Annotated in this window: 13 protein-coding genes; 3 read left to right on the top strand and 10 right to left on the bottom strand. The window is 34.7% G+C overall.

The genetic code is table 11. From position 1 onward, the window contains the following. Window positions 1-48: 48 nt before the first annotated feature. The 6 genes from rodA to purH are packed head-to-tail and all read right to left on the bottom strand — an operon-like array spanning window position 49 to window position 7,131. Window positions 49-1,305, bottom strand: a complete 1,257-nt coding sequence (rodA, locus tag AB4865_RS11930; protein WP_372474915.1) for a rod shape-determining protein RodA — start codon at window positions 1,303-1,305, stop codon at window positions 49-51. Window positions 1,306-1,325: 20 nt separating this feature from the next. Further along, window positions 1,326-3,221, bottom strand: a complete 1,896-nt coding sequence (gene mrdA, locus AB4865_RS11935) for a penicillin-binding protein 2 (protein WP_372473520.1) — start codon at window positions 3,219-3,221, stop codon at window positions 1,326-1,328. A 3-nt stretch (window positions 3,222-3,224) separates the two neighbouring features. Further along, a complete protein-coding gene (locus AB4865_RS11940) occupies window positions 3,225-3,728 on the bottom strand; it encodes a rod shape-determining protein MreD (RefSeq protein WP_372473521.1) in 504 nt (167 codons plus the stop codon). Beyond that, the gene (mreC, locus tag AB4865_RS11945; RefSeq protein WP_372473523.1) at window positions 3,721-4,551 is read right to left on the bottom strand and encodes a rod shape-determining protein MreC; all 831 of its coding nucleotides are present in this window, start codon (window positions 4,549-4,551) and stop codon (window positions 3,721-3,723) included. The genes AB4865_RS11940 and mreC overlap by 8 nt, the downstream gene beginning before the upstream one ends. Before the next feature lie 3 nt (window positions 4,552-4,554). Beyond that, window positions 4,555-5,583: a rod shape-determining protein gene (locus AB4865_RS11950; protein ID WP_372473524.1), complete on the bottom strand. Its 1,029-nt coding sequence runs from the start codon at window positions 5,581-5,583 to the stop codon at window positions 4,555-4,557. 21 nt (window positions 5,584-5,604) lie between these two features. After that, entirely contained in the window at window positions 5,605-7,131 is a 1,527-nt protein-coding gene (purH, locus tag AB4865_RS11955) for a bifunctional phosphoribosylaminoimidazolecarboxamide formyltransferase/IMP cyclohydrolase (protein ID WP_372473525.1), read from the bottom strand. A gap of 257 nt (window positions 7,132-7,388) precedes the next feature. Here purH and AB4865_RS11960 point away from each other — a divergent pair, with 257 nt between their 5' ends. Next, window positions 7,389-8,009, top strand: a complete 621-nt coding sequence (locus AB4865_RS11960) for a bifunctional nuclease family protein (RefSeq protein WP_372473526.1) — start codon at window positions 7,389-7,391, stop codon at window positions 8,007-8,009. Between the two features lies 1 nt (window position 8,010). After that, complete coding sequence (locus tag AB4865_RS11965) at window positions 8,011-8,835, top strand: thymidylate synthase (RefSeq protein ID WP_372473527.1); 825 nt, start codon at window positions 8,011-8,013, stop codon at window positions 8,833-8,835. A gap of 40 nt (window positions 8,836-8,875) precedes the next feature. On the opposite strand, the gene AB4865_RS11970 is transcribed toward AB4865_RS11965, so the two are convergent. From AB4865_RS11970 to rlmD, 4 genes are all read right to left on the bottom strand, one after another. After that, window positions 8,876-9,520 carry a protein-L-isoaspartate(D-aspartate) O-methyltransferase gene (locus tag AB4865_RS11970; RefSeq protein WP_372473528.1) on the bottom strand — a complete coding sequence of 215 codons (645 nt, stop codon included), beginning with the start codon at window positions 9,518-9,520 and terminating at the stop codon, window positions 8,876-8,878. A gap of 38 nt (window positions 9,521-9,558) precedes the next feature. Continuing rightward, on the bottom strand, window positions 9,559-10,059 hold the full coding sequence (gene tpx, locus AB4865_RS11975) for a thiol peroxidase (protein WP_372473529.1): 501 nt from the start codon (window positions 10,057-10,059) through the stop codon (window positions 9,559-9,561). 84 nt (window positions 10,060-10,143) lie between these two features. Further along, window positions 10,144-10,809 carry a YceI family protein gene (locus tag AB4865_RS11980; RefSeq protein WP_372473530.1) on the bottom strand — a complete coding sequence of 222 codons (666 nt, stop codon included), beginning with the start codon at window positions 10,807-10,809 and terminating at the stop codon, window positions 10,144-10,146. A 142-nt stretch (window positions 10,810-10,951) separates the two neighbouring features. Next, window positions 10,952-12,373, bottom strand: coding sequence for a 23S rRNA (uracil(1939)-C(5))-methyltransferase RlmD (gene rlmD / locus AB4865_RS11985; RefSeq protein ID WP_372473533.1), 1,422 nt, complete (start codon window positions 12,371-12,373; stop codon window positions 10,952-10,954). Between the two features lie 407 nt (window positions 12,374-12,780). Here rlmD and AB4865_RS11990 point away from each other — a divergent pair, with 407 nt between their 5' ends. Then, a complete protein-coding gene (locus AB4865_RS11990) occupies window positions 12,781-14,103 on the top strand; it encodes a DUF58 domain-containing protein (RefSeq protein WP_372473534.1) in 1,323 nt (440 codons plus the stop codon). Window position 14,104 lies beyond the last annotated feature (1 nt).

The raw sequence follows: 14,104 nt of genomic DNA on the forward strand, positions 1-14,104 counted from the left end.
CTTTTTTATTATTTTTTATAAAAGTTTGTTTTCAAAAACTATACCAAACTACCACTCATTCACTTTATTTGCATCTAATTTTAAAAAGATAAACAACATAATCGTAAATGCTATCAAACTCGAACCTCCGTAAGAAAAAAACGGTAAAGGCACTCCAATCGTCGGAAACAATCCTATCAACATGGTGATATTTAGGAAAAAGTGCATAAACAATATAGAGGCGACACTATAGCCATATACTCGAGAAAATACACTTCGTTGTTTTTCGGCTAAATAGACGATGCGTAAAAGCAATCCTGTAAATAATACTACTACAACCAAACTTCCGACAAAACCAAACTCCTCTCCTACTGTGGTAAAAATATAATCTGTGTGTTGTTCTGGAACAAATCCGCCTTTTGTTTGTGTACCTTCAAGCCATCCTTTTCCTAACCAAGCCCCCGAACCTATAGCTATCATCGACTGATTGAGATTGTATCCCTCCTTTTTCATATCGACATTTTCGCCCAATAATACATTGACACGATCTTTTTGGTGTGGTTCTAATACATTTTCAAATACATATTCTACTGAAAAAATAAAAGTTGCCGTTGCTATTGCCAATCCTGCATAGACAAATATATTTCTTGTGATTTTTTTATTTCGCCAATAATGTATTCCAAAACACACAAAAACCAAAGGCAATAATATAGACAAAGGTACTATCAATGCCAATATAAATGCCAAAATTGCTATGGCTCCAGTCCACAAATACCAAGTAGGAAATTCTTCTCTATTCAAGGCTAAAAATAAGCTAAAGAATATCATTGCCGACCCCGCATCGGGTTGCAACAAAATAAAAAATACAGGGATAAAAATAATCGCCAAAGCAGCAATTTGCTCTTGTATTTTGACAAATGTTGGTTGCACATCTGAAATATATTTTGCCAACAACAAAGCGGTTCCGATTTTGGCAAACTCAGAAGGTTGCATACTGATTCCTCCAAATTGATACCAGTTGGTCTGTCCTTTACTTGTTTTACCAAAGACAAATAACCCCATCAATAATATGATTCCGATTATGTAAAAAATCAGAGAATATTTATCAAAAATCTTTGCATCGACAAACAACAATATCGATATTACAGGAACACACAATCCCATAAACAATAATTGCTTTCCAAAAATTTGATTCAAATCGAAAATTGAACTTGGTTCTAACGGCAATGAAGCTGAATAAATACTCATCCAGCCAAAAAACACTAAACAAATATAGATAAAAACAGACAGCTTATCAATATTTGCCAGTACACTTTGATTTTGCATTTGGTTGTTCGTTGCCATGTTTACTTTATATTTTTCAACTTTTCTTGTTCTCTTTTCAATCGCTCTCTTTCTGCTTTTTGTCTCTCAGCCTTGTCTTTGGTTACATAATTTGCACTCAAATTTGCATTGAGCATACGCGTTTCTAAATCGGTACGCGAGATTTCTTTTTTCAAATATTTTTCTATCATCAACGAGGCAATAGGCCCTGCGTAAGATGCTCCCCAACCTCCGTTTTCGATAAACACAGCAATTACAATTTTTGGATTTTCTTTCGGTGCAAATGCCAAAAACGAAGAGTGATCGGTGAGTTTCACTCGATTTCCATCTACATTTACAAAATTTTCTACCGTTCCTGTCTTACCACAAATATTAATTCCTGGCACTCTCAATCTACTCGCAGTACCTGATTGATACACTTCCAACAATCCTTCGATTACAGGTTTGAAATGTCGTGAATCAATCGTTGTTTGTTTTTTCTGAACGAATGATTTATCAATTTCTTCTCCTTCGATTTTTTTGATGATATGAGGAGTGTAATAATATCCTTCATTGGCTACAGCACACATAACATTTGCCAATTGTATAGGCGTCATTTCCACCTCTCCCTGACCAATGGAGTTGGAGACAATCGTTGTACTACTCCATCCTCCATTTGGAAACCATTTTTGATAAAACGTCGAATTGGGTATTCTTCCTTTTTGTCCCGAAGGTAAATCGTACCCCATATAATTATCCAATCCAAAACTTGCCAAATGTTTGTACCAAGCATCAACACCTTGAGCTGGCGTTGGATATTTATTGACAGTCTTCATAAAGGTTTGTGCAAAATAAGTATTGCACGATTTGGCAATCGCTGGATGTAAATTCCATGCACCTACATCGTGGCATCCCATAAACCCTCCTCGTGAATAATAAAATCCTCTTGCACACGAAAATCTCGTTTGTGTATCGATTACGCCTTCCTGCAATCCTACCAATCCAGTGAGAATTTTGAACGGAGAACCAGGAGAAAACTGCCCTTGTAATACTTTGTCAAAAAACGGTTTCCCAGGGATACTATCGATCGCTATATAGTTTTTTGAACGATTTTTTCCTACCAACAACCCTGGATCATAACTCGGAGCCGTAACTAAAGCGAGAATCTCCCCTGTTTTGGGTTCGATAGCAACGATACCCCCTCGTTTGTTTACCATCAACTGTTCGCCGTATTTTTGCAATTCGGCATCGATGGTTATGGTCAAATCTTTTCCTTTTTTTGCTAAAGTGTCATATTTCCCCTCTTTGTACGACCCAATTTCTTTGTTGTGTTTATCACGCTGAATGTAAAAAACGCCACGCACACCTCTCAACTGTTCTTCATACGCCTGCTCTACTCCACGAATACCAATCAATTCACCCGATTTGTAATAGGGTCTTCGCTCTAATTCTGCCTCGTTAATTTGTCGAATATAACCAAAAACATTGGCTGCATAATCGACTTGATAATCTCGAAGACTACGTTTTTGAATATAAAAACCTTTGTAATGTCGTTGTTTTTCTTGAAAAGCTGCAAATTCTTTTTTTGACAATTGAGCCATAAAAAGCGATGGTAATCTCGGTGAATACACCTTTGCTTTTTCTATTTTTTTGATAAAATCTTCTTTGGTTATTTCCAATATTTTGCAGAGTTCCAAAGTATCGATATTTTTTACTTCACGAGGTATCACCATGATGTCATAACTCGGCTGATTGGCTACCAACAATTCGCCATTTCTATCAAAAATATACCCTCGTTCAGGATATTCATAAACGATTTTGATGGCGTTGTTTTCCGATTTAATCAAATACGAACCGTCAACTATTTGCAAATAAAATAGTCGAGCAATGATGATGATAGCACCAACAATAATTAATGATGGAAAAAATAATTTTCTCATTGTCTATCGGTCAGATTTTGATAAAGCAATCAACAATAGTGAAAATAAAAAGGTTACTGCCAATGAAGAAACCGTTTTTAGCAAAACATCTATTATCAATAATAAGCTAAATGCTTCTAATGTGTAAAATACTAAATGATGAAAAAGAATCGATACAAATAAATAGCTAATCAATTCTTTTGAAATTTTACTAGATATTTTGAGCATGTGGTATTCATAACTGATACCATAAGATATTTTGATAAAATATTCTCTAAAATATGCTACTGATAGACAGGCTGTTGCATGCACACCACCCGAATCATTGAAAATATCCAAAATAATTCCCATACAAAAACTGGCAATCAACAACCATTTTCTATTGACTTGTAAAGGAAACAAAAGGATAAATAAAATGTAAGGATATGGCACGGCATATCCTAGAAAATGTATATAATTGAACAGCACTACTTGCAAAATGAGCAATGATACAAATCTAAAAAGTGCCAATAAGGTTGTATTATTCATCTTGAGTAGTTTCTTCTAATTCTTTAATTTCTTGATAGTTGATATTTTCAATCACATACACTTGATTGATACGCGTCATATCATTGAACAAACGCACATTGATGGTGTAAAAGTTTGAGGCTTTTGATGTATAAACTTTATCCACCACTCCGATTGGAATATTTTCAGGAAAAATGGTCGATATTCCTCCTGTAACTATCGAATCTCCTTTGGTCAAATTTGCCAATTTTGGTATATCTGTCAATTGTACAAAACCTGCGTTCTTTGCATCCCAAACGATCGTACCAAAATGTTCGGTATTTTTTACTTTGGCAGTAATCTTTGTTTTTGTATTCAAAATACTTTGAACTGTAGCAAAATTTTTAGACACATTTTCTACTATACCTACTACTCCTTTGTCATTGATTACCCCCATATCTTTTGTAAACTGCTGATTTACACCACCTCTTATTGTCAAATAGTTGTTTCTTTTGCGATAACTATTGTTGATAATGTGTGTATTAAAGACTTTAAATTCACTAATAGGTACACGAGTTGATTGTGCATGAAAAGCCGAGTCAATAGTATTTTGACTATTGTACAACAATTCTTTCAATCGAGCATTTTCTTCTGCAAGTAGTTCGTTGTCTTTTCGCAAATGCAAATATTCTTCCATTGCATGCGTTTTTTCATATACCGAACCGCTCATTTGATTGGCGGACGAAAGGAATTTACTACGATGGTACGAATGATTTTGAATGGTCAACGAAACCGAAACTATTAAAAGCACCAAAAACAGTAACCTCGTACTGTTTTTAGATAAAAAATAAAATATTTGTTGCATCGCTTATTTAATAAGGATGTTTTTGTATTTTTCCAAGTTTTTGATCACAATACCTGTACCTCTTACTACTGCTCTCAATGGATCTTCGGCAATAAATACTGGTAAATCTGTTTTTTGTGAAATACGCTTGTCCAAACCTCTCAACATAGAACCTCCACCTGCAAGATAAATACCTGTATTGTAGATATCTGCTGCCAATTCTGGTGGTGTTTGAGAAAGTGTTTCCAATACAGCATCTTCAATTCGTTGGATCGATTTATCCAATGCTTTTGCAATCTCGCGATAAGAAACTGATACCTGTTTTGGTTTTCCTGTCAACAAATCACGACCTTGTACCAACATATCATCTGGTCCTTGCTCTAAATCGTCGATTACAGCACCAATTTCTATTTTGATTTTTTCTGCTGTAGTTTCTCCTACAAATAAATTGTGTTGCGAACGCATGTAGTAAACGATATCATTGGTAAATACATCTCCCGCAATTTTCACAGATTTATCACAAGCAATATCTCCCAATGACAATACAGCAATCTCTGTAGTACCGCCACCGATATCAATAATCATATTTCCTTTTGGTTGCAAAATATCAATACCGATACCGATAGCCGCTGCCAAAGGTTCGTGAATCAAATATACTTCTTTACCGTTTACACGCTCACATGATTCTTTTACGGCACGCATTTCCACCTCTGTAATACCAGAAGGAATACACACTACCATACGCAATGAAGGTGTAAACAATTTCTTTTTCAATGCAGGGATGCTTTTGATAAACAAGTTAATCATTTTTTCAGAAGCATCAAAATCCGCAATTACTCCGTCTTTTAAAGGACGGATGGTTTTGATATTATCATGAGTTTTTCCTTGCATTAGAGCTGCTTCATGCCCTACTGCAATTACTTTCCCAGTTTTTCTATCTCTTGCTACAATAGAAGGGCTATCTACCACCACTCTACCGTTGTGAATGATTAGAGTATTCGCTGTACCTAAGTCCATCGCGATTTCCTCTGTCATAAAATCAAAAAATCCCATAGCCTATTTATCAGTTTTTTTTTAGTGTTTGAAATGGCGAACTCCAGTAGTTACCATTGCAATATTGTTTTCGTTACAATAATCGATTGTCAATTGATCTTTCAAAGATCCACCTGGCTGAATTACCGCTTTGATTCCTGCTTTGTGTGCGATTTCTACACAATCTGGGAATGGGAAAAATGCGTCACTCGCCATTACAGCACCGTTCAAATCAAAATTGAAACTGTTTGCTTTTTCTATCGCTTGTCTCAACGCATCTACACGCGAAGTTTGTCCAGTACCTGACGCACACATTTGACCACCTTTTACTAAAACAATCGTATTTGATTTGGTGTGTTTACAGATTTTTGAAGCAAACAACAAGTCTTCGATTTGAGCATCTGTTGGCACTTCGTTCGTTGTGCTTTTCAAAATATCTTTGCTATCTGTGATGTTGTCTTTGTCTTGAACCAACACACCATTTAAACAAGTACGCAATTGCTGAGCAGGTAATTCTACCTCGTTTTGTACCAAGATGATTCTGTTTTTCTTTTCTTTCAAAATTTCAACAGCATTTTCATCATAAGCAGGAGCGATTACAATTTCACAAAACAATTGATTGATTTCTACTGCTGTAGCTTCGTCAATTGTACCATTTGCAATCAATACTCCACCAAAAGCTGAAGTTGGATCACCAGCCAAAGCGTCTAAATAAGCCTCTTTCATCGTTGGTCTTTGAGCCACACCGCAAGCATTGTTGTGTTTCAAAATAGCAAATGTAGGAGCCTGACCTTTGAACTCATTCATCAAATTTACAGCGGCATCAACATCCAACAGGTTGTTGTAAGACAATTCTTTTCCGTGCAATTTGTCAAACATTTTGTCTAAATCTCCAAAGAAAGTTCCTTTTTGGTGAGGATTTTCACCATATCTCAAGGTTTGTCCTTGGGCAATGCTCACTTTCAACACATTTTCGTCTTGGTTGAAATAGTTGAAAATTGCACTGTCGTAGTGAGAGGATGTATGGAATGCTTTGGTAGCCAAAGTTTTCCTTTGCTCTAAAGTAGTAGCTCCATTACCTTCTACCAAATAAGACAAAAACAAATCGTATTCGTTTACTGAAGCTACAATTACCGTGTCTTTAAAGTTTTTAGCAGCTGCACGAATCAAAGAAATACCACCGATATCGATTTTTTCGATAATCGCGACCTCATCAGCACCTGAAGCAACTGTTTTTTCAAAAGGGTATAAATCTACGATAACCAAGTCGATTTGTGGGATTTCAAATTCTTTCATTTGTTCCACATCCGATGGATTGTCTTGTCTGTTCAAGATACCACCAAAAATTTTTGGGTGTAATGTTTTTACACGACCTCCCAAAATCGAAGGGTATGAAGTAACATCTTCTACCGCCACTACAGGAATTCCCAAGTCTTTAATAAAAGTTTCGGTACCACCTGTCGAATATATAGTTACCTGATTTTTATGCAATTCTCTAACAATTGGCTCCAAACCCTCTTTGTCAAAAACCGAAATTAATGCCGATTGAATTTTCTTTGTTGTGCTCATTATTTTTACTACTTGTTTTTTAAGCTACAAAAGTACTATATGTATTTGAAATTTGAAAATATTATTTAGATAAATTATTCAACAAACTGTAAACATTTTTTCAAGGCAAAAAGTAATTTAGCTGTTGATAAAAATATTTTCCTTATAGTTAAATATTTCTACATGGTAAAAAATGATTTTACCTAAAAATTTATCAAAAAAGCATACAATTTCAATACAAATAAAATTGTATCTTTGTCGTTAAATTGATTTTTATCATGAACTTAATCGAATTATTTGTACAAGGAATTTCATATACCCATACACAAAATAGTGCGTATGCATTACTTTTGTCAACAGTAAAAACCAACAGAAAATTACCAATAATCATTGGTGCTTTCGAGGCTCAATCAATTGCTTTGGCTATGGAAAAAGACTTGGTAGCTTCAAGACCGTTGACGCATGATTTGTTTAAAAATTTTGCAGAATCATTTTCTATCAATGTAGAAAAAGTAATCATTCACAAACTAATAGATGGTGTATTTTATGCCAATGTGGTTTGCGAATCCTTTGAAAGACAAGTAATTTTAGACGCTCGTACAAGTGATGCAATTGCTCTTGCTTTGAGATTTAAAGCCCCTATTTTTACATACGCACACATTTTGGAAAAAGCGGGAATTACTTTGGATGAAACGGAATTTATGGAAGATGAAAACGAAAGTATCGATGAAATCAATAAAGAAATCGACGATATACTTGACAATCTTTCAAATAAATCGACCAACCCTTATGCAAACTATTCGATAGAACAACTAAACGAATTGATTGAAAAAGCAATTTTGGACGAAAATTATGACGAAGCTGCAAAAATTCAAGAAGTAATCAACCAGAAAAAATAACATGAAACAATATAAAGATTTGGTCAACAGAGTTTTGACCGAAGGTGTTGACAAAGCAGACCGCACGGGTACAGGTACTCGTAGTATCTTTGGACACCAAATGAGATTTAATCTTCAAGAAGGATTTCCATTAGTAACAACAAAAAAAGTACACCTAAAATCGATTATTCACGAATTGTTGTGGTTTATCAAAGGAGAGACCAACATCAAATACCTTAAAGACAATAACGTACGCATCTGGAACGAATGGGCAGATTCCAATGGAGACTTAGGACCCGTTTATGGTCATCAATGGAGAAATTGGAATAGTGAGGACATCGACCAATTGAAAGAAGTGATACAATCTATTAAAAACAACCCTGATAGTAGGAGATTATTGGTTTCTGCTTGGAATCCATCTGTTTTACCAGACACATCAATTTCGTTTGCAGAAAATGTTGCCAATGGAAAAGCTGCTTTACCTCCCTGTCATACTTTTTTTCAATTTTATGTAGCTGAGGGCAAACTTTCATGTCAACTATATCAACGTTCGGCAGATTTGTTTTTAGGAGTACCTTTCAATATTGCCTCTTATGCACTTTTGACACAAATGATAGCCCAAGTGTGTGATTTGAAAGTAGGTGATTTTGTTCATACTTTTGGAGATGTGCATATTTACAAAGACCATTTCAAGCAAATCGAAGAGCAACTTTCGAGAGAGCCACGTACCTTGCCTACAATGAAAATCAATCCGAATGTAAAAGACATCGACGCATTTGTTTTCGAAGATTTTACTTTAGAAAACTACGACCCGTATCCTGAAATCAAAGGAAAGGTTTCGGTATAACAAAAAAAACTCATTTTCAATTGAAAATGAGTTTTTTTTGTTATCTACTTTTGTTTTCCAACATAGGTACAAATCGAAAATCACCTAATTCGTGTTGCTGAAATCGTGTTTCAGAAACTCTAATAATCAGATTCATTACTTGCTTATCTTCGCCAACTGGAATAACCAATCTACCTCCTACTTTTAATTGAGCCAACAAAGGCTTTGGAACAAACGGAGCACCTGCCGTAACGATTATTCCGTCAAAAGGTGCATCATTTTCCATTCCTTTATATCCATCTCCATAGGTCATGAGTACAGGTTTGAATCCTAATTTGGGTAAAAGTACAGAAGTGGTTTTATACAACTCTATTTGTCTTTCTACTGTATATATCTTTGCACCCATTTTACACAAAACAGCCGTTTGATAACCAGATCCTGTACCTATTTCTAAAATTTTTTGATTAGGTTTTACTTCCAACAATTGCGTCTGATAGGCAACAGTATATGGATGAGAAATGGTCTGACCTGCTCCAATAGGAAACGCCTTGTCTTGATAAGCGAAATTTTCAAAACTCGAATCCAAAAACAAATGTCTTGGTATTTGAGATATTGCATTTAATACCGTTTTATCTGAAATTCCTTTTTTAATGAGTTCTTGTACCAAATGATTGCGTAGTCCTTGATGTTTTGCTGTATCTTTCACGTTTAAAATGTTTTTTACTAATTGACAAATAATCGAAACTATTTTTTCAATACGTCCAAAACATTTTGATAATTAGGTTCATCTTTTATTTCAGGTACTTGTTCTGTATAAACTACTTCATTATTTTCGTTTACAACAATAATTGAACGGCTCATCAAACCTTTAATAGGACCATCCACCATTTCTACTCCCACTTGTTTTGAAAAATCAGTTCTAAAATCAGATAAATTAACCACATTTTTCAATCCTTCTGCAGCACAAAAACGAGAGAGTGCAAAAGGCAAATCTTTTGAAACATTAACTACAATAGTGTTTTCAAGAGCAGATGCCTCTTCATTGAAACGTCTTACAGAAGCTGCACACGTCCCTGTATCTACACTTGGAAAAATATTAAAAACTACTTTTTTTCCTGCAAAATCATTATTAGTTTTCACGGACAAATCTTCTGCTACCAAATTAAAATCTACTAATTTTTCACCATTTTGTGGTAGAGTACCTACCGTTTGGATTGGATTTCCTCCTAAAGTTATCGTTGCCATATTATGAATAATTTATTTTTTAGTAAAGATAAAAAAAGCTGTTCAAAAATCGAACAGCTTTTATAGTTATTTATGAAACAATTATTATTTCGTAGCTTTTACAGACAATTTTACTTTTACCTCATCTTTGATAACTTTGTCACCTAAGTCTTGGAAAAGTTTTCCAGAGTTGTAGTTTACGCCAAACTCAGTTCTATCAAAAGCAAATTCTTCTGTTGTGATTAATACATCATTATCAGTTACAGTAACTACTGCGTCAAATTTTACTGGTTTAGTAGTTTCTTTCAAAGTCAAGTTTCCTTCGATGGTTACTTTACCTTCGTTTTCAGTTTCAGTTACATTTGCGATTTCAAATTTAGCTGTTGGATATTTTGCTACATTGAAAAAGTGATCTTGGTTTTCTTCGTTGCTACCTTTCAAGTGTCCAACCAAATATCCGTTGTTTTCGTCATCAGCAGGAATATCAGTAACTGTGATAGAGTTCATATCGATTACAAACACACCGTTTGTCAATTTTCCATCAACTACAGAAACAGCACCTTCGCTCAATTTCAAATCTCCTGTATGGTTGTCTCCAGACATTTTTTCACCTTTCCAGTTGATTACAGACTCTTCAGTTGCTAGATTATAGCTTACTGCGTTTTGTGGAGTTTCAGAAACCTCTGTTGGGTTTGAAACAGGAGCGTCTTTTTTACAAGAAGCAAAAGTCAAAGTGGCTAAAGCCAATACTGCTAATACATTTTTTTTCATGGTATTATTTTTTATTTAAAATTTTGAATGGCAAATGTACATTAATTAATTTAATATTTTGCCAAATTTCAGATTTTTATTAAATTATTTAGAATGATTTAACAATGAAATATGGGGTGATTCCAACAAGTCAATTTGCAATTTACTCCCCCTTTCTCTTCTCCAACAACACCACATTTTCTACATGGTGTGTTTGTGGAAACATATCTACTGGGCGAACTTTTACAACTTGATACATTTCGTCCATCAAAGCCAAATCTCTGGCTTGTGTTGCGGAATTACAACTTACATACACCACTCTTTTGGGTGCAATTTTCAAGATTTGTGCTACCACATCTTTGTGCATTCCATCTCGAGGTGGGTCGGTAATAATCACATCGGGTTGACCGTGAGTGGCTATAAATTCGTCGTTGAAGACATTTTTCATGTCGCCCACAAAAAACTCACAATTGGTAATATTGTTGTGTGCAGCGTTGATTTTTGCATCGGCAATCGCTTCTGGCACCGCCTCTACACCGATAACTTTTTTGGCTTTTTTAGACACAAATTGTGCAATCGTTCCTGTACCTGTGTATAAATCATATACCAATTCCTTGCCTGTCAATCCTGCAAAATCTCTGGTGATACTGTACAACTGAAACGCCTGTTCCGAATTGGTTTGATAAAATGATTTGGCATTGATACGGAATTGCAAACCTTCCATCTCTTCCAAAATATAATCTCTACCGTGGTAGCAAATCACTTCTTGATCGTAAATGGTATCGTTAAACTTTTCATTGATTACATATTGTAATGAGGTAATTTGTGGAAATTTTTCCAAAATATGATTCAACAATAATTCTCGTTTTTCTTTATCTTCCTTAAAAAACTGAATCAATACCATCGTTTCGCCAATCGAAGTCGTACGAATCATCAAAGTTCGCAACAATCCACTGTTTTCTCTCGGGTTGAAAAACTCCATATTGTGAGCATTGGCAAACGCACGGATTTCGTTTCTCAACTGATTTGAAGGGTCTTCTTGCAACCAGCATTTTTTGATATCCAAAATTTTATCCCACATTTTCGGAATATGGAAACCAAGAGCATTTTCTTTACCCAATTCTTTGCCCGAGCTGATTTCTTCTGGCGTAAGCCAACGAGCATTAGAAAACGAAAACTCCATTTTATTGCGGTAAAACAATTGTTTCTCTGACCCTAAAATAGGCTCAAATTCTGGAAGTTCGATTTTTCCTATGCGTTTCAAGTGATTATAAACCTCTTGTTGTTTGTAGTGCAATTGCTGACTGTATTGCATATTTTGCCATTTGCAACCACCACATGCACCAAAATGTTCGCACACCGCATCGGTTCTATGAGGAGAATAACAATGAATTTTTGTAGCACGCCCTTCGTAGTAGGCTTTGCGTTTTTTTACGGTTTGCACATCTACCACATCGCCCGGAACCACATTAGGAATAAAAATCACTTTCCCATCAGGAGCTTTTGCTACACATACACCTTTAGCACCCGCATCGAGTACTTCTATATTTTCAAATACGATTTTTTCAGATTTTTTTCTTGCCATAATGCAAAAGTACAACTAAAGACGCAAAAGAATAACACTTAAAATAATTTGGAAAGAGTGTAAATAAAACAATCTATTTTACTTTACAAATACAACTCTTGTTCAACTCATTGGTAAGTATTTTCAAAATAATCGTTACTTTTAAACCTTGTTTAAAAACAACTTCTGTAATAATTACTGTTATTGACAAATTTTATGAAACAATAAAAAGAAATTGAAAATTTTGAATTGTTTGAATCCCTTTTTTAATTGATGAGATTAATAGACATCAAAATTGATATACGTTAGTTAGGTGGCAGACAATCCCTTTTTCAAACTACCTTTTCCGTAAATAAATCTAAATTTTGAAAATTATAATGTACTTTTGTGGTTAATTACTACTGATTTTTCCTTTTAAATTTTAACCTATGAAAGAACTCTACATAAATCATCGATTTTATTTTACACTCTTTTTAGTGGGTGTGTGCTATGTTTTGGCGTTTTTTTTCCAATCACTTTTACCTTTAGCACATATCCTTTTGTTGCTTACTACTTTGGTGTTTGCTCTTGATTTTTTATTTCTTTTTGTTCAGAAAAATGGAATAAAAGCTGAGCGATTGCTTCCTGAAAAATTGTCAAACGGAGATGAAAATCTTATTCAAATTCGCATAAAAAATCATTATCCTTTTTGGGTTACTGTCGATGTGATAGACGAAATCCCTTTCCAATTTCAAAAGAGAGATTTTTTAATAAAACAAAGAATAAAACCTTCAAAAGAAATACTTTCAAATTACCAACTAACTCCAAAGGAACGAGGCGAGTACAGTTTTGGCGGACTGAATATTTTTACCAAATCTCCCATTGGTTTTGTTTCAAAAAGATATGCGTTTCAAAAAGGAGTAACACTTCCCACTTATCCTTCGTTTATTCATTTAAGAAAGTATGAATTGATGGCGTTGCAAAACGAATTTCTCTTGGGCGGGGTAAAAAAAATCCGTCGATTGGGACACACAATGGAGTTTGAACAAATCAAGGAATATGTGCAAGGCGACGATATTTGCACGATTAATTGGAAAGCAACTTCTAAACAAAACAAACTGATGGTCAATCAGTACCAAGACGAAAAATCGCAACGCATCTATATTCTCATAGACAAAGGTCGCACGATGCAAATGCCTTTTGATGGGTTGAGTTTGCTGGATTATTCCATCAATGCGGCAATGGCTCTTTCTCACATTATTTTAAAAAAAGGCGACCGTGTGGGGATTATGACATTTTCTCGAAAAACAGAAAACAAGGTTCCTGCCGACAATAAAAATGCTCAGTTGAGAAAAATTTCAGAAGCTCTCTACAATGTGCAAACCGATTTTGCAGAAACCGATTTTGGCAGGGTATATCAAGATGTAAAAATGCAGATTACACAGAGAAGTTTGGTTTTGCTTTTTACCAATTTTGAAACCTTAGATGCTGTAAAACGACAGTTGAATTATTTGAGAGGAATCGCTCGAAATCATTTATTGGTAGTAATTTTCTTTAAAAACTCGGAATTGCAATCAATGATACAATCTACCCCCAACAATCTACAAGGAATCTATGACAAAATCATTGCAGAAAAATTTGAATTTGAGAAAAACCTCATCATTCAAGAACTGAAAAAATACGGTATTTATTCGGTTTATACCGCTCCAGAAAATCTCAATACCAAAGTAATTAATAAATATTTACAAATTAAAACACGAGGAATTTTATAAA

The sequence above is a fragment of the Capnocytophaga sp. ARDL2 genome (assembly GCF_041530365.1).
GTDB lineage: Bacteria > Bacteroidota > Bacteroidia > Flavobacteriales > Flavobacteriaceae > Flavobacterium.

Bases quoted from the DNA above. Each gene is read 5' to 3' on its own strand.
- rodA (WP_372474915.1), bottom strand. From the start codon at position 1,305: ATGCAAAATCAAAGTGTACTGGCAAATATTGATAAGCTGTCTGTTTTT.
- mrdA (WP_372473520.1), bottom strand. From the start codon at position 3,221: ATGAGAAAATTATTTTTTCCATCATTAATTATTGTTGGTGCTATCATC.
- AB4865_RS11940 (WP_372473521.1), bottom strand. From the start codon at position 3,728: ATGAATAATACAACCTTATTGGCACTTTTTAGATTTGTATCATTGCTC.
- mreC (WP_372473523.1), bottom strand. From the start codon at position 4,551: ATGCAACAAATATTTTATTTTTTATCTAAAAACAGTACGAGGTTACTG.
- AB4865_RS11950 (WP_372473524.1), bottom strand. From the start codon at position 5,583: ATGGGATTTTTTGATTTTATGACAGAGGAAATCGCGATGGACTTAGGT.
- purH (WP_372473525.1), bottom strand. From the start codon at position 7,131: ATGAGCACAACAAAGAAAATTCAATCGGCATTAATTTCGGTTTTTGAC.
- AB4865_RS11960 (WP_372473526.1), top strand. From the start codon at position 7,389: ATGAACTTAATCGAATTATTTGTACAAGGAATTTCATATACCCATACA.
- AB4865_RS11965 (WP_372473527.1), top strand. From the start codon at position 8,011: ATGAAACAATATAAAGATTTGGTCAACAGAGTTTTGACCGAAGGTGTT.
- tpx (WP_372473529.1), bottom strand. From the start codon at position 10,059: ATGGCAACGATAACTTTAGGAGGAAATCCAATCCAAACGGTAGGTACT.
- AB4865_RS11980 (WP_372473530.1), bottom strand. From the start codon at position 10,809: ATGAAAAAAAATGTATTAGCAGTATTGGCTTTAGCCACTTTGACTTTT.
- rlmD (WP_372473533.1), bottom strand. From the start codon at position 12,373: ATGGCAAGAAAAAAATCTGAAAAAATCGTATTTGAAAATATAGAAGTA.
- AB4865_RS11990 (WP_372473534.1), top strand. From the start codon at position 12,781: ATGAAAGAACTCTACATAAATCATCGATTTTATTTTACACTCTTTTTA.